Genomic DNA, 19,783 nt, shown 5'->3' with positions numbered 1-19,783 from the left:
TGGAACGGTCTACACCCTGATTGATGTCCTGGCTCTGCTCATGGATAGCAGATAAGATACCACATGAGTTGGCCTCAAACATGTACTCGCTTTTGATGTAACCGATTTTTTTGATCACATCGCGGGCAATTTGCTGCACATCCAGGTAAGTGGTAGATTTTACCTCACCTGCTAAAATTACCTGACCGGTAGTAACCAGGGTTTCGCAGGCCACTTTGGAATCGGCATCAAAAGCCAGAAAGTTATCGATAAGGGCGTCTGAGATCTGATCTGCTATCTTATCCGGATGACCTTCGGAAACAGATTCTGATGTAAATAAATACGACATTTTAAATAATTAATTTAAACAGTAAACAATTATTAAAATGGAAGATGATCCTGTAAAACAGGCAGTAAAATGAAGTGTATGACAGGTTAGCACTTTTTTTTACGTGGTTGCAATCCCGCTATTGTTACCTAGCATCGCAAATCAGTCCACTTTAGTGCCGCAAAATTACACTATATATTTAAATAGTCAAAAAATATCGATTATTTTGTATCCTTAACTTAATCGGGAAGAATTGTTAAAATCAAATATTTTATTCATCATAAATCCAATATCCGGCGGTAAGGATAAATTGCGGCTCCCCGGATTGATAGATGCGCATTTAGACCGTACAAAGTTTAACGCAAATTTTGCGTTCACTGAATATGTGGGGCATGCATCGGAAATAGCCGAGGAAGCTGCAAACAAAAACTTTGATGTGATTGTGGCTGTTGGTGGTGATGGTACGATTAACGAGATCGGGACGAAGGTGATGCAGCAAAATAAAGTGCTGGGGATTTTACCATTCGGTTCAGGAAACGGGCTGGCCCGCTTCTTAAAAATACCTATGAATACGGTTAAGGCATTGAAAGTGATCAATAATTACCAGGTGAAGCTGATTGATACAGCTACTTTTAACGATAAATGTTTTTTTAATATGGCAGGGATGGGTTTTGATGCCCATATCAGTTCTGTTTTTGCCGGTAATAAGGGGCGGGGACTAAGCGGGTATTTAAAACTGGGCCTGCGTGAGGTACTGAGCTATAAGCCGCAAACCTACCGGATTGTAATTGATGGCAGTGAATATGTACGTACAGCATTTGTGATCAGTGTGGCCAACTCCTCTCAATATGGCAACAATGCACATATTGCCCCTACTGCATCCGTAACTGACGGCTTGCTGGATGTATGTATTGTGAAGGAATTTCCGATGTATAAGCTGCCGGTGCTGGCCTATGAAATGCTGAATTCAAAAACAGACAGTTCAAAACTGGTCGAGATCATTAAAGGAAAAAACATACACATCAGCCGGATAAAGGAGGATGCCATCCATATTGACGGGGAACCTTTTTTTATGGGGCAGGAAATTGCTGTATCGGTGAAACCTTTATCCTTAAATATCATTACACCCGATTATGAAGTCTAAAAAGAAGCTATTAAATGATTTTGGTGGGATCATGTATTCTACAGATCCATCTTTTACCTATGAAGAAGAAAATGCGGGCCCTTTAGCAGAATTGCCAAATAACCAGCAGGATTTAAGGGTAATGCTTGACCGGAAAAACAGGGGCGGTAAAGCGGTAACGCTGGTTACTGGTTTTATGGGCAGCGATGATATGCTGGATAAATTGTGCAAAATGTTAAAAACCAAATGTGGTGTAGGTGGTGCCGCAAAGGATGGCGAAATTTTAATACAGGGCGACTTTAGAGATAAAGTGATACAGTTGCTTCAGAAAGAGGGCTATAAAGTCAAAAAATCGGGCGGATAAAATGCTTTCTGAAATCGTTTTAAATATTTGATTTATAGATGGTTGAGTGTTAGTGTATGGGCGACAATAAGTAAATTTTTTCGGACAAAAACGTGTTTTTTCACTTTTAATCTGCATAACTTTGCTGCACTAACTTATTATTTATGAGCAAAGCATTTATGCTTAAGCCAGATTTGGGCTATCTGAATTTGAATTCAGACAGGGCACTTTATCAGCTTAATGTAGCAGAACTGGTTGAAGAGGCCTTGAAAAACGGGGAAGGTACGCTTGCGGATAGCGGCGCGCTGGCAATTGATACAGGCAGGTTTACCGGCCGTTCGCCAAAAGACAGATTTATTGTTTGTGATGAGGTAACGGAAAAAACCGCTTGGTGGGGCGACATCAATATTAAATTTGATCCCCATAATTTCGACATACTTTTTGAGAAGATCACTAAACACCTGAACAGGAACGATTTTTATGTAAGAGATGCATATGCCTGTGCCGATGAACGGTATAAAACCACCATAAGGGTGGTTACAGAAACGGCTTACCAGAATCTTTTTGCAAATAACCTGTTCCTGCGGCCGCAGGTGAATGAGATCAGTGATCCGGAATGGACCATTATCGCAGCACCTTCATTTTTAGCCGATCCTTTGGTGGATGGCACACGGCAGTCGAACTTCTCTATTCTTAATTTTACAAAAAAGATGATCCTTATTGGCGGTTCGGGATATACCGGAGAGATCAAGAAGGGGATATTCTCTGTATTGAATTTTATTTTACCTGAACAAAGGCATATACTGCCTATGCATTGCTCGGCCAATGTGGGCAGGGAAGGAGATACCGCTATATTTTTCGGACTTTCGGGTACAGGCAAAACAACGCTTTCTGCAGATCCGGAAAGGGAATTGATTGGTGACGATGAACATGGCTGGAGTGAGGACAGTGTGTTTAATTTTGAGGGTGGATGTTATGCGAAATGTGTGGACCTTACTGCTGAAAAGGAGCCCCAGATCTTTAAAGCCATTAAGTTCGGGGCATTGCTGGAAAACACCAATTATTTTAAGGGGACGCATACGGTTGACTTTACAAATATCAACAAGACAGAAAATACCCGTGTGGCTTATCCGATCCATTATATTGACAATGCCGTTATTCCATCTATAGCGGGTATGCCTAAAAACATTTTCTTTTTAACCGCGGATGCTTTTGGGGTATTGCCCCCGATAGCCAAACTAAATGCCGGACAGGCCATGTTCCACTTTATATCGGGTTATACGGCAAAGGTTGCAGGTACAGAGGCCGGGATTACGGAACCACAGCTTACCTTTTCGGCTTGCTTTGGTAAGGCCTTTTTGCCTTTGCACCCAACGCGTTATGCCAGTTTACTGGGCGAAAAGATGCAAAAACACAAAGTGAATGTCTGGCTGGTAAATACCGGCTGGAGTGGCGGCGCTTATGGCGTTGGCAGACGGATGAAGCTTGCTTATACCAGGGCCATGATCTCTGCTGCACTGGAGGGCGACTTTGAAAATATAGCTTTTGAAGCTGACCCGGTATTTGGTTTGCAGCTGCCGCTAAGCTGTCCGGGGGTTCCTGCCGAAATTTTAAATCCAAGAAATACCTGGTCCGATGCCCGGGAATATGACCAGAAAGCGAATGAGCTTGCCCAGGCTTTTGTAAGCAACTTTAAACAGTTTGAGGCCGGTGCAAGCGAAGAAATGCTGGCTTCCTTACCTAAAGTTGTTGAAAACACACATTAAAAGCATTTTTTTCTCGAAAAATTTGCATTTCAATTTTTTTTTAGTTTTAATTGCGAAAGATTGTCTCCCCAACGAGGCAATCTTTTTTAATTATAACAATACGTGAGGGGAAATACTCGGGGAATAGGCTAACGATTATTTAATTTGGAATTAAAATCAAAATTATAAATTTGTTGTTACAACAATTGTTTATAATGGTCGTTGTGTGTATTACAGAATATTTATCTAATTTTAAAAAACAAAGTACTAAAAACTAAAAAACTAAAAAAAAATGGCAAACGCACCAAAACCTACAACAGTAAAAAAAGAGAGCAGCTCGTCAGCTTCAAATTTATTCGCAACATTAACCATTCCAATTTGCATTATCATCGGGATCTGTGTTTACAAATTTATCTTCGGCGATAGAGGTAACTTTATTGATGGCGCTGACCCTGATCTGCATGAGACACTGCCAAAAGTAGGTAACTACATGGGTATGGCCTACAAAGGCGGAGTAATTGTGCCTATTCTATTGGGTATGTTCCTGATGGTAATTGTATTCTCTATCGAACGTATGATCGTAATCAGCAAAGCAACCGGCAAAAGCGGGCTGGATTCTTTCGTTAAAAAAATCCAGGCACTTTTGAACTCAAACAACATCGAAGCTGCTATAGCTGAGTGTGACAAACAGGAAGGTTCTGTTGCAAACGTGATCAAATCAGGTTTGAGAAAATACCGTGAGATGGAAGTGGAGCCTAATATGGATACTGATCAGAAATGTTTAGCTATTCAGAAAGACATTGAAGAAGCTACTACTTTAGAGATGCCAATGTTAGAGCAAAACTTAACTGTAATTGCTACTTTGGTTTCTGTAGGTACATTAACAGGTCTGTTGGGTACAGTAACAGGTATGATCAAGGCCTTTGGTGGTTTGGCCAACTCTGGAGCTCCTGATCAGGCTGCATTGGCAACTGGTATTTCTGAGGCTTTGATTAACACGGCTACAGGTATCGGTACTTCAACTTTCGCAATTATCATGTACAACATCCTTACTTCTAAAATTGATAAGTTAACTTATGCAATTGATGAGGCAGGTTTCAGCATCATCCAGACTTACGCCAGCACGCATAAATAAAATAATGAATTTTTTTTTACCGGCTTTATGGAAAACCGGAAGAAATAACATCATTAGTTAAAAACATTAGTAATTTTTAAAATTATGCCAAGAGCAAAGGTTCAAAGAAAGAGTACTTCGATAGATATGACCGCCATGTGCGACGTGTCTTTCCTGTTACTTACTTTCTTTATATTAACAGCAACTGCACGCCAGCCTGACCCTTTGGATGTTACCATTCCTTCATCAACCTATAAGATTAAGGTTCCTGATACGGATATGGGGATATTATCTATCGGAAAAGGTAAAGTGTTTTATGAGATTCTGGGACAGGATATCAGGAAGGCTACCTTACCTAAAATGGGTGAGAAGTATAACATCCAGTTTACACCTGAAGAGATCAAGCGCTTTTCAGTAGTGGGGTCTTTCGGGGTTCCGATTCAGAATTTAAAAGAGTTTCTTAATATGAACGGGGAACAGCGGAAAAAATATCAGGAAACGTCAGGTGGGATCCCTACTGATTCTACCAACAATCAATTGGCCGAATGGTTGATGCAGTCCCGTCATTCAGTAGCTGAACTTCATTCTACACAAATGCGTGTAAGTATTAAAGGTGATGCGAATGAGGAGTATCCTACCGTTAAAAAAGTGGTTGATATTCTTCAGAAACAAAAACTTAACAAATTTAGTTTAATCACATCTGCCGAAGGCAGCGCAGAATAATTATAGATTATGGCAGAATTAGATACCTCCGGCGGGGGGGGCAAAAAAGGCAAAAAGGTAAGAAGTAAGAAAGCCAATACCAAAGTGGATTTAACCGCGATGGTGGATTTGGCCTTCTTGTTGATTACATTCTTTATGCTAACTACCTCCCTGTCGAAACCAATTGCAATGGATATTGCAAAACCTGATAAAGATGACAATTCTCAGGAGCGTAACGAGTTACGTGCATCGGAAACCATGACTATTTTGTTGGGTAAAAACAATAAAGTAGCCTGGTATATGGGTGAAGCAGGTAAATCGGTGCCTAATATTGAGAGTTTCGCTGATATCAGAAAATCAATATTAGATAATAAGAAAAAAGTAGCAGATGCTACCGGCGGAAGACAGATCATTATGGTGATCAAGCCTACTTCGGGAGCTACTTATAAGAACTTTGTTGATATTATGGACGAGTTGGCGATCACTAAGATCAAGACAGCGCCTGCAATTGACGACGAGAACATTACTGATGCTGAAAAAGCTTTCATGAAGAAAGCTGGAATTTTATAATAGAATAATTAACGAAATTAAATAGTAAGCTATGTTTGGTTCTAAGATAGATTTATTAAAAACAGAATGGCTTGATGTAGTGTTTGCACATAAGAACAAGAAATACGGGGCTTACGAGCTGCGTAAGGAAAGTTCTGCAATTACGACAAGAGCCTTATTTATAGCATCGGCTATTTTTGTGCTGGTGTTTATAGCGCCTAAGATCCTGAGTGTGATCAAAGGTAAATTGCCTGAAGACAACGAGGTAAAGCAGGTAGAGGTAGTGGTTGCACCACCTCCGCCGGTAAACCCGGAAACACCTCCGCCGCCACCGGTAGAGCCGCCACCTCCTAAACAGGACCAGGTTAAATTCCCTCCTCCGATTGTTAAACCGGACAATGAGGTGGTTGACAAGGAGCCTGTTCAGATAGAGGACCTTAAAAAAGCGGATCCGGGCCAGAAAACCATTGCCGGTGATCCTGATGCGGATATCGTAATTGCTACTGCAGCAGGTGAAGGTCCTAAGCAGGCGGCAGTTGTGGAAGATACCAAGGTGTATGACTTTGTGAGCATTGAAACTCAGCCAGGTTTCCCTGGTGGTATGGAGAAATTCTATGCTTACCTGAGAAAAGCAGTGAAGTATCCTCCTGTAGCACAGGAGAACAATATCCAGGGTAAAGTATTCTTATCGTTCGTTGTTGAGAAAAACGGTGAACTGACAGATATTAAAGTGGAAAGAAAACTTGGTGGTGGTACCGATGAGGAAGCCATCAGGGTATTAAAAGCCAGTCCACGCTGGACCCCTGGTATTCAAAACGGTAAACCTGTACGTGTAAAGTATAATATTCCAATCAGCTTTACCTTATCGAATTAGAATGTTTAATTTTGAAACATTTAAACAGAAATCGCCTCAACAGCGATTTCTGTTCATTTTAGGCCTGGTCATGTTCCTCTTTTACCTGATCCTTGGTGGAATGCTGATCTTCGGAACCCAGTTGCTGAACGAGATCCAGCCGCTTTACAGGATGCTCCTGGGCGGTTTATTGATCATATATGCGTTGATCAGGTTTACACGCTTAATTAACCAGAAGCCGGAAGAAGATTAAAGGAAACGGGCTTACAGATTTAACAACAGATTTAGGATGAAAAACTTCAGTTTTATACTTTTATTGGCGGTATTTGCGGCTTGCAAACAGAAGCCTAAACCTGCAGTTGAGGAAACACGTACCTCGGGCAGTGTGAAAATGCTGGTTGATGAGTCTTTCTCTGAAGTACTGGCCAGCCAGATTGAAGTGTTTAAAACGGATTATCCGGACAGTAAGTTTACAGTAACTGAAGGAAATGAACAGCAGATTATCCCAACCTTTTTAAACGACAGCGTAAGGGTGATCATTTTATCAAGAATGCTGACTGCTGATGAGGATAAAATTTATAGAAGCAGAAGCATCGTTCCAAAAACCTCGAGATTTGGGATTGACGGAATCGCCCTGATAACAGGGAAAAATGAACCGGATACCAATATTACAGTAAATGAGGTGATAGAGATGATGAAAGGTAATGCTGCGGATGGTAAACAACTGGTATTTGACAATGCCTATTCCAGTACCCTGAGGTATTTTAAGGACCTTGCAGGTATAAAAACACTGCCTGCCAGGGGTGTTTATACACTAAAGACCAATAATGACGTTATTAAGTATGTTGCAGATCATAAAGGGTTTATAGGAGTAGTTGGTGTAAACTGGCTGATTGCGAATAAGGACAGCATGTCAGTTTATCTGACTAAAGTAAAGCCAATGGGGGTTAAGAACCTTAAAGGCAAAAAAGGGGACAATGCGTACTACAAGCCTACACAGGCCAATTTAATAGATGGCATTTATCCGTTTTTAAGAAATATTTATATTATCGACGCCGAGGGCAGAAATGGTTTAGGCACAGGTTTTGCAACATGGTTGGTAAGTCCGAGGGGACAGCTGATTGTACTTAAATCTGGATTGGGGCCGCATAAGATGGCTTCTAGAGATTTTAATTTTAAGAATACAAACTAAATTTTATATTTGAAAAGTGAAGCCCGCGTTTCTGGCTTCATAACAATCTAAAAATAAAAAGTAAACGAATGAAAATGACAAAGAAAGCAATAACCTTAGGTTTAGGTTTAGTAGTGATGGGTTCTGCCTCTTTTGCTCAGAGCTTAAGTGACGCAAAAAAGGCGATAGATGCCGAGCAGTATCAGAAAGCGACTTCGATGCTTAAAACATTGGTGAGTTCACAGGCCAGTAAAGGCGAGAACTACTATAATTTAGGCGAGGTTTACCTGAAGATGGATTATGTGGATTCGGCACGTGCAGTATTTACCAAAGGTGTTACAGCTGACCCAAAGAATTCATTAAATTATATTGGTCTGGGAGAGGCTGATCTGGTTTCCAATAACCCGACATCAGCAAAAACCAATTTTGCAAAGGCAGTGGAGGTTTCTTCGAAAAAAGATTGGATTCCTCAGTTGTATATAGGAAAAGCCTATATTGCTACTGATAAGCCTGATTTTGAAGCCGCTTTGCCTTATTTACAAAAAGCAGAAGAATTGGATGCAAATGATAAAGATGCTGAAACTTTTATTGCGCTAGGTGATTATTATGCCCTGCAAAAGAAAAATTCTGAGGCTTTACAAAACTACATGAGAGCGGGAAATATCAATGAAAGTATTTTAAGGGCCCCTGTTCAGATTGGAAGAATGTACAAAGAATCAAGAGCATTTACCGAGTCTGAGCAACAATTAAAAGAGGTGATCGCTAAAGATGCCAATTATGGTCCTGCTTACAGGGAGATCGCTGAACTTTATATGCAGTGGGCTATCCAGATGCCAAACGAATTTGCAGCTAAATCTGCCCAGGCCCTGGAAAACTATAAAAAATATCTTGACCTGACCGACAAATCTTATGAATCAAGATTGCGTTATGCCCAGTTTCTGTTCTATGCAAAAGATTTTAAAACCCTTGAGCAGGAATCTGCAACCCTGCAGCAAATGAACCCCAATGACCCTAAAAATCTTGTGGTAACAAGGTTGCGTGGTTATTCGGCATTCGAGAACAAGAACTTCCCTCAAAGTTTGGAATACATGAACGATTTCTTTGCAAAAGCCAAAGATACAAGCCGTATTGTAGCTTCAGATTACTTATATCTGGGGAGGGCTCAGCTGGCAGCCGGAAACGATAGCCTGGCCTTGATCAACATTACCAAAGCAGTTGAGAAGGATTCTACGAATGTTGAAGCATTGGCTGATGTGGCAAAAGCTTATTTTGATGCTAAAAAATATGCAAAATCTGCACAGGTGTACGACAAGGTGATCAAAGCTGGTCCGAATGCAAAAGGCGTATTGTACAGCTATTTTTATGATGGCCTGGCTTATTATTTCGATTACGCCAATCAGTATAGTGCCAAATTGAACCCTTCAAAAGACCTGTTGGTTAAAGCCGATTCTGCTATTGCAAAAGTAGCGCAGCTTGCCCCTGAAACCACAGATGCTTATCTGTACAGAGGGCGGATCAATAACCTGCTTGACGATGAGGCCAATCCTAAGGGACTATTGGTGCCTCATTATGAAATGTTCATCAAAAAAGTAACCGTTGACAAGCCTGAACTTGCTGCTTCAAATGCCAGAAAATTATCTGAAGCATATGATAACCTGGCCGGTTTTTATGCGATAAGCGATAAGGCAAAAGCTATTGACTACCTGAATAAAAGTATAGCGGCTAACCCGGCTGGTACTTTTGCTCCGGCTAAACTGAAAGAGTTAACCGCTCCTGCAGCTAAGGCCCCGGTAAAGAAAAAGTAATGAATTAAATAATAAATGGAAAGGCAGGGTTGTTATCCTGCCTTTTTGTTTTATTTTTGTCCCAAAATATTTTCAAATGGAAACGCAAAGTGTACCTGTAGATTTTTTACCCATCATATTTCAAGTTGTTGTTGCTTTAGGCTTTGTGGTGACAACCCTGATCGCTACACACCTTTTAGGTCCGAGCAGAAAGACCAAGGATAAACTGGAAACATTTGAAGCGGGGATTAAAACGATTGGGAATGCCCGTCAGCCTTTTTCTATCAAGTATTTCCTGGTAGCGATCCTGTTTGTGCTGTTTGATGTGGAGGTGATTTTTATGTACCCCTGGGCAGTTAATTTCAGAGAGCTGGGTATGACAGGTATGATAGAGATGTTCGTATTTATGGGCACTTTACTACTGGGCTTTATTTATGTTTTGAAGAAGAAAGCACTGGATTGGAATTAATTATTTAGATCGGTTCTAAATGCAGATGGTGTAGATCATTTGCATCAAAAAATTGTAAATTTGTGGTTCATTCTTTAAAGGAATGAGCCTTTTTCGTTTTGTATCATGAGTGACATCAATATAGTAGAAGCGCCGCCAGGCATCGAAGGTTCTGGCTTTTTTGCCACCTCTTTAGATAAAGTTATTGGTTTGGCCCGCTCACATTCCTTATGGCCTTTGCCCTTTGCTACCTCATGTTGCGGTATAGAGTTTATGGCAACAATGGGTTCCCACTATGATTTTGGCCGTTTTGGTTCTGAGCGCCTGAGCTTTTCTCCGCGTCAGGCCGATTTGCTGATGGTAATGGGTACGATAGCCAAGAAAATGAGCCCGGTTTTGAAACAGGTTTATCTGCAAATGGCCGAGCCCCGTTGGGTGATGGCTGTAGGTGCCTGTGCATCGAGTGGTGGTATATTCGATACCTATTCGGTTTTACAGGGGATTGATGAAATCATCCCTGTGGATGTGTATGTGCCAGGTTGTCCGCCAAGACCGGAAGCAATTCTGGATGGTTTTGGAAAGATACAGGAGCTGGTGAGAAACGAGTCGTCAAGAAGAAGGAACTCTGAGCAGTACAAGGAAATGTTGGCTTCATACGGAATACTATAATGGCAGAATTGATTAATCAAGCAATAGTTGAAGCACTGGGCGCAAAGTTTGGTGATAAGGTTATTGGGGTAAACGAGCCTTATGGCCTGCTTACCTTTGAGACGACTAAAGACGTGATCATCGAGGTTTTAAAATTCCTTAAAGATAGCGGTGAAAATGATGTCACCGGTTTTAATTTCTTAACTGACATTACCGCCGTACATTATCCTGAAAAAAAACATGGTATTGCTGTTGTTTATCACCTGCACAACATGGTTAAAAAGGTCAGGGTTAGGGTTAAGGTGTTTATTGATGAGCACAATCCTGTTATTCCTACGGCTACTTCCATCTGGAATGGTGCCAACTGGATGGAACGCGAAACTTATGACCTGTTCGGTGTGAAATTTGAAGGGCATCCTGATCTGAGAAGAATATTAAACATGGACGAGCTGGGTGTGCACCCGATGCTGAAACAATATCCTTTAGAGGATCCGAACAGAGTAGATAAAAAAGACGAATACTTTGGTAGATAAGTACATATGAATCACAATCAACCAGTATATACAGATAATGATCCGCAGAGTGAGTTGGTGACCCTTAACCTGGGCCCTACACACCCGGCAACACATGGTGTTTTTCAGAATGTCTTACAGATGGATGGAGAGCGCATTGTAAGTGGTGTGTCTACCATAGGGTACATTCACCGTGCCTTTGAAAAAATAGCTGAGCACAGGCCTTTTTACCAGATCACCCCCTTAACAGACAGGTTAAACTATTGCTCATCGCCCATCAACAATATGGGCTGGCACATGACGGTAGAAAAACTATTGAACATACAGATGCCAAAGCGTGTGGATTACCTGCGGGTAATTATCATGGAGCTGGCGCGTATTTCTGACCACATCATCTGTAACACGATCATTGGGCAGGATACCGGTGCCACTACCACCTTTTTGTACCTGTTTCAGTTCAGAGAGCATATTTATGAGATTTACGAAGAGATCTGTGGGGCCCGTTTAACCACAAATATTGGTCGGATTGGTGGGTTTGAGCGCGATTTCAATGCTATTGCCTTTGCCAAGATCAATAAATTTTTAAAAGAGTTCCCTGTGGCTTTACGCGAATTTGAAAATTTGCTGAACCGCAACAGGATTTTTATAGACCGTACCTCGGGTGTGGCCTGCGTTACAGCAGAGCAGGCTTTGGACTACAGCTGGACTGGTCCTTTACTGCGTGCCACCGGGGTGGATTATGATGTTCGGGTAAGTGAGCCCTATTCTTCTTATGAGGATTTCGATTTTGAAGTTCCAGTAGGTACTGCCGGCGATATTTACGACCGTTACCTGGTGCGTAATGAGGAAATGTGGCAGAGTGTGCGTCTGATTGAACAGGCTTTGGAGAAATTGAAAAAGGAACCAGCTGGTATTTTTCATGCCGATGTTCCGGAATTCTATTTGCCGGCCAAAGAAGAAGTATACAACAATATGGAAGCATTGATCTATCACTTTAAAATTGTGATGGGAGAAATCGATGCCCCTAAGGCAGAAGTTTACCACGCGGTAGAGGGTGGAAACGGTGAGCTTGGCTTTTACCTGATCAACGACGGTGGAAGAACACCTTACCGTTTGCATTTCAGGAGACCTAGTTTTATAAATTATCAAATGTTTGCACCCATGAGTAAAGGTATGTTGTTATCGGATGCCATTATAAACATGAGTAGCATGAATATTATTGCAGGAGAATTAGATGCTTAAAGTAGAAGAACAACAACCTGTAGAGTTTTCACCGGCTTTGTTAACAAAGTTTGATGAGATCGTTAAAAGATATCCGGAGGGTAAGCATAAATCTGCTTTGCTGCCTATACTGCATGAAGTTCAGGCAGAGCTGGGCTGGTTGAGCGCTGCTGCGATGGATAAAGTGGCTGCTTATCTGGACATTCAGGATATTGAAGTATATGAAGTAGCTTCGTTTTACAGCATGTACTTTTTAAAGCCACAGGGCAAATATGTGCTGGAAGTGTGCAGAACCGGACCTTGTTGTCTGGTTGGTGCCGAAAAGCTGATGGGGCATATTGAAAATAAGCTTGGTGTGAAGGAAAATGAGGTAACTGCGGATGGGCTGTTTAGCTGGAGAGGGGTAGAATGCCTTGCTGCCTGCGGTTATGGTCCGGTTTTACAGATTGGTCCTGAATATACATTTTACGAAAACCTGAACGAGCAAAAGGTTGACGAATTGATAGAAGATTTACGCAAAAAATAATGGGACGTAAACTATTATTAGAACATATTAACGTACCAGGCATCAATACACTTGATGTTTATCGCCAGAAAGGCGGGTACCGCGCTGTAGAAAAGGCTTTGAAAACGCTTACACCTGATGATGTAGTGGAAGAGGTGAAAAAGTCGGGCTTACGCGGCCGTGGTGGTGCAGGATTCCCTACTGGAATGAAATGGAGTTTTTTGGCTAAACCTGAAGGGGTGCCGCGTTACCTGGTCTGCAATGCAGATGAGTCTGAACCGGGTACTTTTAAGGACCGCTACCTGATGACGCATATTCCGCATGCATTGATAGAAGGCATGATCGTTTCCAGTTTTGCGCTGGGCGCAAATACTTCCTACATCTATGTACGGGGAGAGATGATGCCGCAGATCCGTATCCTGGAAAAGGCAATAGCGGAAGCAAAAAACGCAGGTTTCCTGGGTAAAAACATCCTGGGATCGGGTTACGACTTGGAGCTGTATGTGCAACCAGGCGGGGGTGCTTACATCTGTGGCGAAGAAACCGCTTTGCTGGAATCGTTGGAAGGTAAGCGTGGTAATCCAAGGATTAAACCTCCTTTCCCTGCCATTGCCGGCTTGTATGGCTGTCCTACGGTAGTGAACAATGTAGAATCTATTGCTGCCGTTGTGCCCATTGTCAATGATGGGGGTGAGGAGTACGCAAAGATCGGTATTGGCCGCAGTACAGGAACCAAACTGATCTCGGCTTCGGGTAATTTGGTGCGGCCGGGGGTTTATGAAATTGAGCTGGGTTTACCGGTTGAAGAATTTATCTATTCAGACGAATGGTGCGGTGGCATTGCCAATGGCAAACGTTTGAAAGCAACTGTTGCCGGTGGATCATCAGTGCCGGTACTGCCTGCTAATCTGACCTTAAAGCTGGCCAACGGTGAGCCGAGGCTAATGAGCTATGAGTCCTTATCGGAAGGCGGTTTTGCTACGGGTACCATGATGGGATCGGGTGGTTTTATTGCTTTTGATGAAGACCAGTGCATCGTTAGGAACACCTGGAACTTCTCGAGGTTTTATCATCATGAGAGTTGCGGACAATGTTCGCCCTGCCGCGAAGGGACAGGCTGGATGGAGAAGGTATTGCACAGGCTGGAATATGGCCATGGCAAAATGAGCGACATTGACCTGCTGGTGGATGTATCTAAAAAGATAGAAGGGAATACGATTTGTCCGCTTGGTGATGCTGCCGCATGGCCGGTTGCAAGTGCGATCAGACATTTCAGGGATGAATTTGAATGGCATGTAAAGGAGCCGGTGAAATGCCTGGACACCAATTACGGGCTGGCAAATTATGCTGAGCCAATTGCCAGGGCCGTTACGACAGAGAATTAACTTCAGACAAAAGAATAGCTGCAACAATGAGTGATAAAGTTAAGGTAACCATAGACGGAATAACAGTAGAAGTAGCGCCAGGTACCTCTATTCTGAATGCTGCCAGGCAGATAGGGGGGGATATTGTACCGCCTGCAATGTGCTATTATTCTAAATTAGAAGGCAGTGGCGGTAAGTGCCGTACCTGTATTGTTAAGGTAAGCAAGGGTTCTGAAAAGGATCCCCGTCCGATGCCCAAACTGGTTGCATCATGCCGTACCACAGTAATGGATGGCATGGAAGTGATGAACATTACTTCGCCTGAAGTAATTGAAGCACGCAGTGGCGTGGTAGAAATGCTGCTGATCAACCATCCGCTGGATTGCCCGGTTTGCGACCAGGCCGGCGAGTGCGACCTTCAGAATTTGGGTTATGAGCATGGTTTACAGAAAACCAGATATGAGTTTGAGCGTCGTACTTTTGAACGTATAGACATTGGCGATAAGATACAGCTGCACATGAACAGGTGCATTTTATGCTACCGTTGTGTGTTTACTGCCGATCAGATCACGAATAAAAGGGTACATGGCATATTGAACAGGGGCGACCATTCGGAGATTTCCACTTATATTCAGACTGCGGTAGAAAATGATTTTTCGGGGAACGTAATTGATGTTTGTCCGGTTGGTGCCTTAACAGATAAAACGTTCAGGTTTAAGAACCGGGTATGGTTTACCAAACCTATTGATGCACACAGAGATTGCCCTACCTGTAGTGGTAAGGTGACCTTATGGTATAAAGGAGAGGATGTACTGAGGGTTACTGCAAGAAAAGATATTTACGGTGAGGTGGAGGAATTTATCTGCAATACCTGCAGGTTTGACAAGAAAAAAACGTCTGACTGGGTAATTGAGCATCCAACACACATCAGTGATACTTCTGTGATTTCCTCTAACCACTATGAAACTTTAAAACCACTGCCGGTCATTCAAAATAACCCGCAATTGCAGGCAGCGAATAAGGTTGAACTAGAAAAAACCACTAAATTCTAATGGATATAGCTTTTGTAATCGAAAAATTTGTACTTGTAGCTATCATTTTTGGTATCAGTTTGCTGATTGCCATGTATTCTACGTATGCAGAAAGAAAAGTGGCAGCCTTTTTACAGGACAGACTTGGACCAGACAGAGCTGGTCCTGCAGGAATGTTCCAGCCTTTGGCCGATGGTTTAAAGATGTTTATGAAGGAAGAAATCATTCCTTCAAATGCGAGCAAATGGTTGTTCATGGTTGGGCCTGGCCTGGCGATGCTTACTGCTTGCATTGGTACTGCCGTGATCCCATGGGGAAGTCCGGTTACCATTGGCGACAGGGTGATCCCTTTACAGGTAACGGACATCAATGTGGGCCTGCTGTATATCTTTGGTGTAGTTTCACTGGGGGTATATGGGGTTATGATTGGTGGCTGGGCCTCAAACAACAAATATTCTTTGCTGAGTGCCATCAGGGCCGCTTCGCAGAACATCAGTTATGAAATTGCCATGGGCTTATCCATCATAGCCCTGTTATTGGTAACCAATACGCTGAGCTTAAAAGAAATTGTGGAGCAGCAGCATGGCTGGCACTGGAATGTACTGTATCAGCCACTGGGCTTTATCCTGTTTATGGTGTGTTCATTTGCTGAGACCAACAGGGCACCTTTCGATTTGCCTGAATGTGAAACGGAACTGATCGGAGGCTACCATACTGAATATTCTTCCATGAAACTGGGTTTCTATCTGTTTGCAGAGTACATCAATATGTTTGTTTCGGCAGCAGTAATGGCCACCTTGTATTTTGGTGGATATAATTATCCCGGAATGGATTGGATGGCCACATTATTGGGGCCAACCTGGGCGCCACTTTTTGGTACCTTGGTGTTCTTCGTTAAAATATTTGTATTTATATTTTTCTTCATGTGGGTACGCTGGACCATTCCGCGTTTCCGCTATGATCAACTGATGCATTTAGGCTGGAAAGGACTGATCCCTCTGGCGATAGCGAACATCGTGATCACAGGTATTGTGATCGCAATAATTGAAAAGTTTTAAAGCCCGCAATGCGGATAAACAATAAGGAGGTTTAATGGAACCATTGACCAGTAAAAAGAAAGTATTAGAAAAAAAGCCCTTAACGCTTGCCGAGCGACTTTACCTGCCGGCAATTGCTAAAGGTATGGCGATCACCATCAGTCACTTTTTTAAAAAGGAGGCCACCATCCGTTATCCGGAAGTGGAAAGGGAATTCTCTACCAATTTCAGGGGGATGCACTCTTTAAAAAGGGATGAGGAAGGAAGGGAGCGTTGTACAGCTTGCGGACTTTGTGCACTTTCCTGCCCTGCAGAAGCAATTACGATGATTGCTGCTGAGCGTAAACCCGAAGAAAAGGATTTGTACCGAGAAGAGAAATACGCTTCGGTATATGAGATCAACATGCTGCGCTGCATATTCTGCGGTTTATGTGAAGAGGCTTGTCCGAAAGAAGCGATTTACCTGGATGGCCCCATAGTGCCGGCCGATTATTTGCGCAAAGACTTTATTTACGGTAAAGACAAGCTGGTAGAGGCGCCATTAGATAAATAGAAAATAAATAAACTAAACAAAGAAAATTAATGGGTACATCGGTATTCTATTTTGTAGCAGCATTAAGTGTCATATTTTCCTTACTGGTCATCTTTTCAAAGAACCCAGTGCACAGCGTGCTGTACCTGATCGTTACATTCTTCACTTTTACGGTCCATTATGTCCTGCTGAATGCACAATTTCTGGCCGTTGTGAACTTTATCGTTTACATGGGGGCCATTATGGTGCTGTTCCTCTTTGTGCTGATGTTGCTCAACCTGAACAAAGATAATGAGCCGCTCAAATCGGGCCTGGTAAAGGTGGTTGGTGTAATTGCCGGATGTTGTTTGCTGGTTACGCTGGCAGGTGCATTGAAAGCTACGGCCCTTTCAGATCCTGTGGTATTGAGAAACCCTAATCTGGGACTGGTAAAAAGCCTGGGAAAAGAGTTGTTTGGTCCGTTTATGCTGCCATTTGAGCTTTGCTCTATTTTGCTGCTTTCGGCAATGGTGGGTGCTATATTGTTAACTAAAAAAGAAAAAGTATAATGGGGAACATTACTCAGGAATTACAAGGGGTTCCGCTTAACCATTACATCTGGCTAAGTGCTATTATTTTCACCATTGGTGTGATCGGTGTTTTAACACGCAGAAATGCAATTGTGATCTTCATGTCTGTAGAGCTGATGCTGAATGCGGTGAATTTATTGTTAACCGCTTTTTCGGTACATAACAATGATCCTTCGGGACAGGTATTTGTATTTTTCATTATGGCCCTGGCCGCCGCAGAAGTTGCAGTAGGCCTGAGTATCATTGTAATGGTTTACAGAAATACACAATCTACAGATATAAATGTGTTGAATCGCCTTAAGTGGTAATTATTAAGAAGAATATAAGATGATAAATTTAGTTTGGCTGGTTCCGTTGATCCCTCTGTTAGGCTTTGTAATTAATGGCCTTGGCAGAAATTCATTATCCAAAAGCCTGATCGGTTTTATAGGGAGCAGTGTCATATTCATTTCATTTGCCATTAGCTTGGGGATATTTTTTGAGCTGGGTGCTGATGCGAACAAATCGCACGAAATATTTCTTTTTAACTGGATCAGTGCCGGAACACTCGACATTCCCTTGTCCTTCCTGGTAGATCCATTGAGTTCTTTAATGCTGCTGATCATTACCGGTGTAGGTTTTCTGATCCACATTTATTCTATTGGCTATATGCATAGCGATGAGGGTTTTGGTAAGTTTTTCAGTTACCTGAACCTGTTCATTTTCTTTATGTTGCTGCTGGTTTTAGGCTCCAACTATATTGTGATGTTTATTGGCTGGGAGGGTGTAGGACTTTGTTCTTATCTGCTGATCGGCTTTTGGTACACCAACAGCAGTTATGCTTCGGCCGCCAAAAAAGCATTTGTAATGAACCGTATTGGCGACCTTGGCTTTTTACTCGGTGTATTTCTGATCTTTACTACTTTTGGAAGTGTAGAGTTTGGTAAAATCTGGCCTCAGGCTGCCAATATGCTGCCAGGTAATGGTACCATTGCTTTAATTGCCTTATTGCTGTTTATCGGTGCCTGCGGTAAATCTGCCCAGCTGCCTTTATTTACCTGGCTGCCTGACGCGATGGCGGGTCCAACTCCGGTTTCTGCCCTGATCCACGCAGCCACGATGGTTACTGCTGGTATTTATATGATCGCCAGATCGAACCTGCTGTTTGACCTGGCCCCGATGATCCAGCATGTCATTGCCATTGTTGGCCTGGCTACGGCCATTGTTGCGGCCATTATTGCACTTACACAAACAGATATTAAAAAGGTCCTGGCCTATTCAACCGTATCCCAATTGGGCTATATGTTCTTAGGTTTGGGGGTTGGTGCGTATAATGGTGCGTTCTTCCATGTCATAACGCATGCTTTCTTTAAAGCATTATTGTTCTTATGTGCAGGTTCGGTGATCCATGCCTTGCACCACGAACAGGATATGCGCCATATGGGTGGCCTGCGTAAAAAATTACCGGTTACTTTTATCACCATGCTGATCGGTACCATTGCCATTGCTGGTTTACCTCCATTCTCGGGCTTCTTTTCTAAAGATGAAATTTTAGCCCATGTTTATCTGCATGATAAAGTGATGTGGGGAATTGCCGTATTTGGGGCTTTCTTAACTGCATTTTATATGTTCAGGATGTTGTTCCTTACTTTTTACGGAAAGTACCGCGGTACACACCATGCAGAAGAGAAGATTCATGAATCACCAAAATCCATGACTGTTCCTTTAATTGTCCTGGCTGTTTTATCTGCCTTTGGCGGAATAATAGGCATCCCTGAGGCATTGGGTGGTAACCACTGGTTGTCACACTGGCTGTCACCAGTGATTAAACATGTTGCTGAAGCCCCGGATCATGCTACAGAATACATGCTGATGGCAGTTTCTGTAGTTGGTGTGCTGGTCTCTATCGGAGTAGCGTATGGTAAATACGTGAAACAAAACCACATCCCTGTACCCGATGAAGCCAAACGCCCGGCATTGGCCAGTCTGTCTTACCACAAGTTTTATTTTGATGAAATATATGATGCGTTGATCAGAAAGCCTTTGGATGCAATCTCCGGGTTTTTATATAAAATTGTGGACAATAAGATTGTAGATGGCATTGTAAACGGTTTGGGCTGGACAGCTGCTGAGGGGAGTAAAGGCTTGCGCCTGCTCCAGTCCGGAAACGTAGGCTTTTATATTTTTATGATGGTGGTAGGCATCATCTCGTTGTTATTGTATACTTATTTATCTCTATAAAAGAT

23 protein-coding genes are annotated in these 19,783 nt (G+C 42.5%); 22 read left to right on the top strand and 1 reads right to left on the bottom strand.

The window, feature by feature from the left end; genetic code table 11:
- A partial coding sequence (locus HDC92_RS17110; RefSeq protein ID WP_317618098.1) for an S-adenosylmethionine synthetase N-terminal domain-containing protein occupies positions 1 to 328 on the bottom strand: 328 nt, incomplete at its 3' end.
- Positions 329 to 560: 232 nt separating this feature from the next.
- On the opposite strand from HDC92_RS17110, the gene HDC92_RS17105 reads away from it, so the two are divergent.
- From HDC92_RS17105 to nuoL, 22 genes are all read left to right on the top strand, one after another.
- Complete coding sequence (locus HDC92_RS17105; protein WP_015809892.1) at positions 561 to 1,451, top strand: diacylglycerol/lipid kinase family protein; 891 nt, start codon at positions 561 to 563, stop codon at positions 1,449 to 1,451.
- On the top strand, positions 1,441 to 1,794 hold the full coding sequence (locus tag HDC92_RS17100) for a translation initiation factor (RefSeq protein WP_015809891.1): 354 nt from the start codon (positions 1,441 to 1,443) through the stop codon (positions 1,792 to 1,794). The genes HDC92_RS17105 and HDC92_RS17100 overlap by 11 nt, the downstream gene beginning before the upstream one ends.
- Positions 1,795 to 1,937: 143 nt before the next feature.
- Complete coding sequence (gene pckA / locus HDC92_RS17095; protein WP_183876261.1) at positions 1,938 to 3,539, top strand: phosphoenolpyruvate carboxykinase (ATP); 1,602 nt, start codon at positions 1,938 to 1,940, stop codon at positions 3,537 to 3,539.
- 271 nt (positions 3,540 to 3,810) lie between these two features.
- Positions 3,811 to 4,653, top strand: coding sequence for a MotA/TolQ/ExbB proton channel family protein (locus HDC92_RS17090; protein ID WP_015809889.1), 843 nt, complete (start codon positions 3,811 to 3,813; stop codon positions 4,651 to 4,653).
- Between the two features lie 84 nt (positions 4,654 to 4,737).
- A complete protein-coding gene (locus HDC92_RS17085; RefSeq protein WP_015809888.1) occupies positions 4,738 to 5,355 on the top strand; it encodes an ExbD/TolR family protein in 618 nt (205 codons plus the stop codon).
- Between the two features lie 9 nt (positions 5,356 to 5,364).
- Positions 5,365 to 5,904, top strand: coding sequence for an ExbD/TolR family protein (locus HDC92_RS17080; protein WP_183876259.1), 540 nt, complete (start codon positions 5,365 to 5,367; stop codon positions 5,902 to 5,904).
- A gap of 31 nt (positions 5,905 to 5,935) precedes the next feature.
- Positions 5,936 to 6,757 (top strand): energy transducer TonB, encoded by an 822-nt coding sequence (locus HDC92_RS17075; RefSeq protein ID WP_036674981.1) that lies wholly within the window; start codon positions 5,936 to 5,938, stop codon positions 6,755 to 6,757.
- 1 nt (position 6,758) lies between these two features.
- Positions 6,759 to 6,989 (top strand): hypothetical protein, encoded by a 231-nt coding sequence (locus tag HDC92_RS17070; protein WP_183876257.1) that lies wholly within the window; start codon positions 6,759 to 6,761, stop codon positions 6,987 to 6,989.
- A 36-nt stretch (positions 6,990 to 7,025) separates the two neighbouring features.
- The gene (locus tag HDC92_RS17065) at positions 7,026 to 7,928 is read left to right on the top strand and encodes a substrate-binding domain-containing protein (RefSeq protein WP_183876255.1); all 903 of its coding nucleotides are present in this window, start codon (positions 7,026 to 7,028) and stop codon (positions 7,926 to 7,928) included.
- 68 nt (positions 7,929 to 7,996) lie between these two features.
- The gene (locus HDC92_RS17060) at positions 7,997 to 9,712 is read left to right on the top strand and encodes a tetratricopeptide repeat protein (protein WP_183876253.1); all 1,716 of its coding nucleotides are present in this window, start codon (positions 7,997 to 7,999) and stop codon (positions 9,710 to 9,712) included.
- Positions 9,713 to 9,788: 76 nt separating this feature from the next.
- A complete protein-coding gene (locus HDC92_RS17055) occupies positions 9,789 to 10,160 on the top strand; it encodes an NADH-quinone oxidoreductase subunit A (RefSeq protein WP_015809881.1) in 372 nt (123 codons plus the stop codon).
- Between the two features lie 105 nt (positions 10,161 to 10,265).
- Positions 10,266 to 10,808: an NADH-quinone oxidoreductase subunit B gene (locus tag HDC92_RS17050; RefSeq protein WP_015809880.1), complete on the top strand. Its 543-nt coding sequence runs from the start codon at positions 10,266 to 10,268 to the stop codon at positions 10,806 to 10,808.
- Complete coding sequence (locus HDC92_RS17045; RefSeq protein WP_183876251.1) at positions 10,808 to 11,320, top strand: NADH-quinone oxidoreductase subunit C; 513 nt, start codon at positions 10,808 to 10,810, stop codon at positions 11,318 to 11,320. Before HDC92_RS17050 ends, HDC92_RS17045 begins: the two co-directional genes overlap by 1 nt.
- A 6-nt stretch (positions 11,321 to 11,326) precedes the next feature.
- On the top strand, positions 11,327 to 12,541 hold the full coding sequence (locus HDC92_RS17040; RefSeq protein WP_015809878.1) for an NADH-quinone oxidoreductase subunit D: 1,215 nt from the start codon (positions 11,327 to 11,329) through the stop codon (positions 12,539 to 12,541).
- A complete protein-coding gene (gene nuoE, locus HDC92_RS17035; RefSeq protein ID WP_015809877.1) occupies positions 12,534 to 13,046 on the top strand; it encodes a complex I 24 kDa subunit family protein in 513 nt (170 codons plus the stop codon). Before HDC92_RS17040 ends, nuoE begins: the two co-directional genes overlap by 8 nt.
- Positions 13,046 to 14,410 carry an NADH-quinone oxidoreductase subunit NuoF gene (nuoF, locus tag HDC92_RS17030; RefSeq protein ID WP_183876248.1) on the top strand — a complete coding sequence of 455 codons (1,365 nt, stop codon included), beginning with the start codon at positions 13,046 to 13,048 and terminating at the stop codon, positions 14,408 to 14,410. The genes nuoE and nuoF overlap by 1 nt, the downstream gene beginning before the upstream one ends.
- Positions 14,411 to 14,436: 26 nt before the next feature.
- The gene (locus HDC92_RS17025) at positions 14,437 to 15,441 is read left to right on the top strand and encodes a 2Fe-2S iron-sulfur cluster-binding protein (RefSeq protein ID WP_183876246.1); all 1,005 of its coding nucleotides are present in this window, start codon (positions 14,437 to 14,439) and stop codon (positions 15,439 to 15,441) included.
- Positions 15,441 to 16,478: an NADH-quinone oxidoreductase subunit NuoH gene (gene nuoH, locus HDC92_RS17020; RefSeq protein ID WP_183876244.1), complete on the top strand. Its 1,038-nt coding sequence runs from the start codon at positions 15,441 to 15,443 to the stop codon at positions 16,476 to 16,478. Before HDC92_RS17025 ends, nuoH begins: the two co-directional genes overlap by 1 nt.
- A gap of 34 nt (positions 16,479 to 16,512) precedes the next feature.
- Complete coding sequence (locus HDC92_RS17015) at positions 16,513 to 17,010, top strand: NuoI/complex I 23 kDa subunit family protein (RefSeq protein WP_183876242.1); 498 nt, start codon at positions 16,513 to 16,515, stop codon at positions 17,008 to 17,010.
- Positions 17,011 to 17,039: 29 nt separating this feature from the next.
- Positions 17,040 to 17,537: an NADH-quinone oxidoreductase subunit J gene (locus HDC92_RS17010; RefSeq protein WP_015809872.1), complete on the top strand. Its 498-nt coding sequence runs from the start codon at positions 17,040 to 17,042 to the stop codon at positions 17,535 to 17,537.
- Entirely contained in the window at positions 17,537 to 17,866 is a 330-nt protein-coding gene (gene nuoK, locus HDC92_RS17005) for an NADH-quinone oxidoreductase subunit NuoK (RefSeq protein WP_015809871.1), read from the top strand. Before HDC92_RS17010 ends, nuoK begins: the two co-directional genes overlap by 1 nt.
- 19 nt (positions 17,867 to 17,885) lie before the next feature.
- The gene (gene nuoL / locus HDC92_RS17000) at positions 17,886 to 19,778 is read left to right on the top strand and encodes an NADH-quinone oxidoreductase subunit L (protein ID WP_183876240.1); all 1,893 of its coding nucleotides are present in this window, start codon (positions 17,886 to 17,888) and stop codon (positions 19,776 to 19,778) included.
- Positions 19,779 to 19,783 lie beyond the last annotated feature (5 nt).

This window comes from Pedobacter sp. AK017, assembly GCF_014200825.1.
GTDB classification, from domain to species: Bacteria; Bacteroidota; Bacteroidia; order Sphingobacteriales; family Sphingobacteriaceae; genus Pedobacter; species Pedobacter heparinus.
This window is presented reverse-complemented; position numbering and strand designations above follow the sequence as displayed.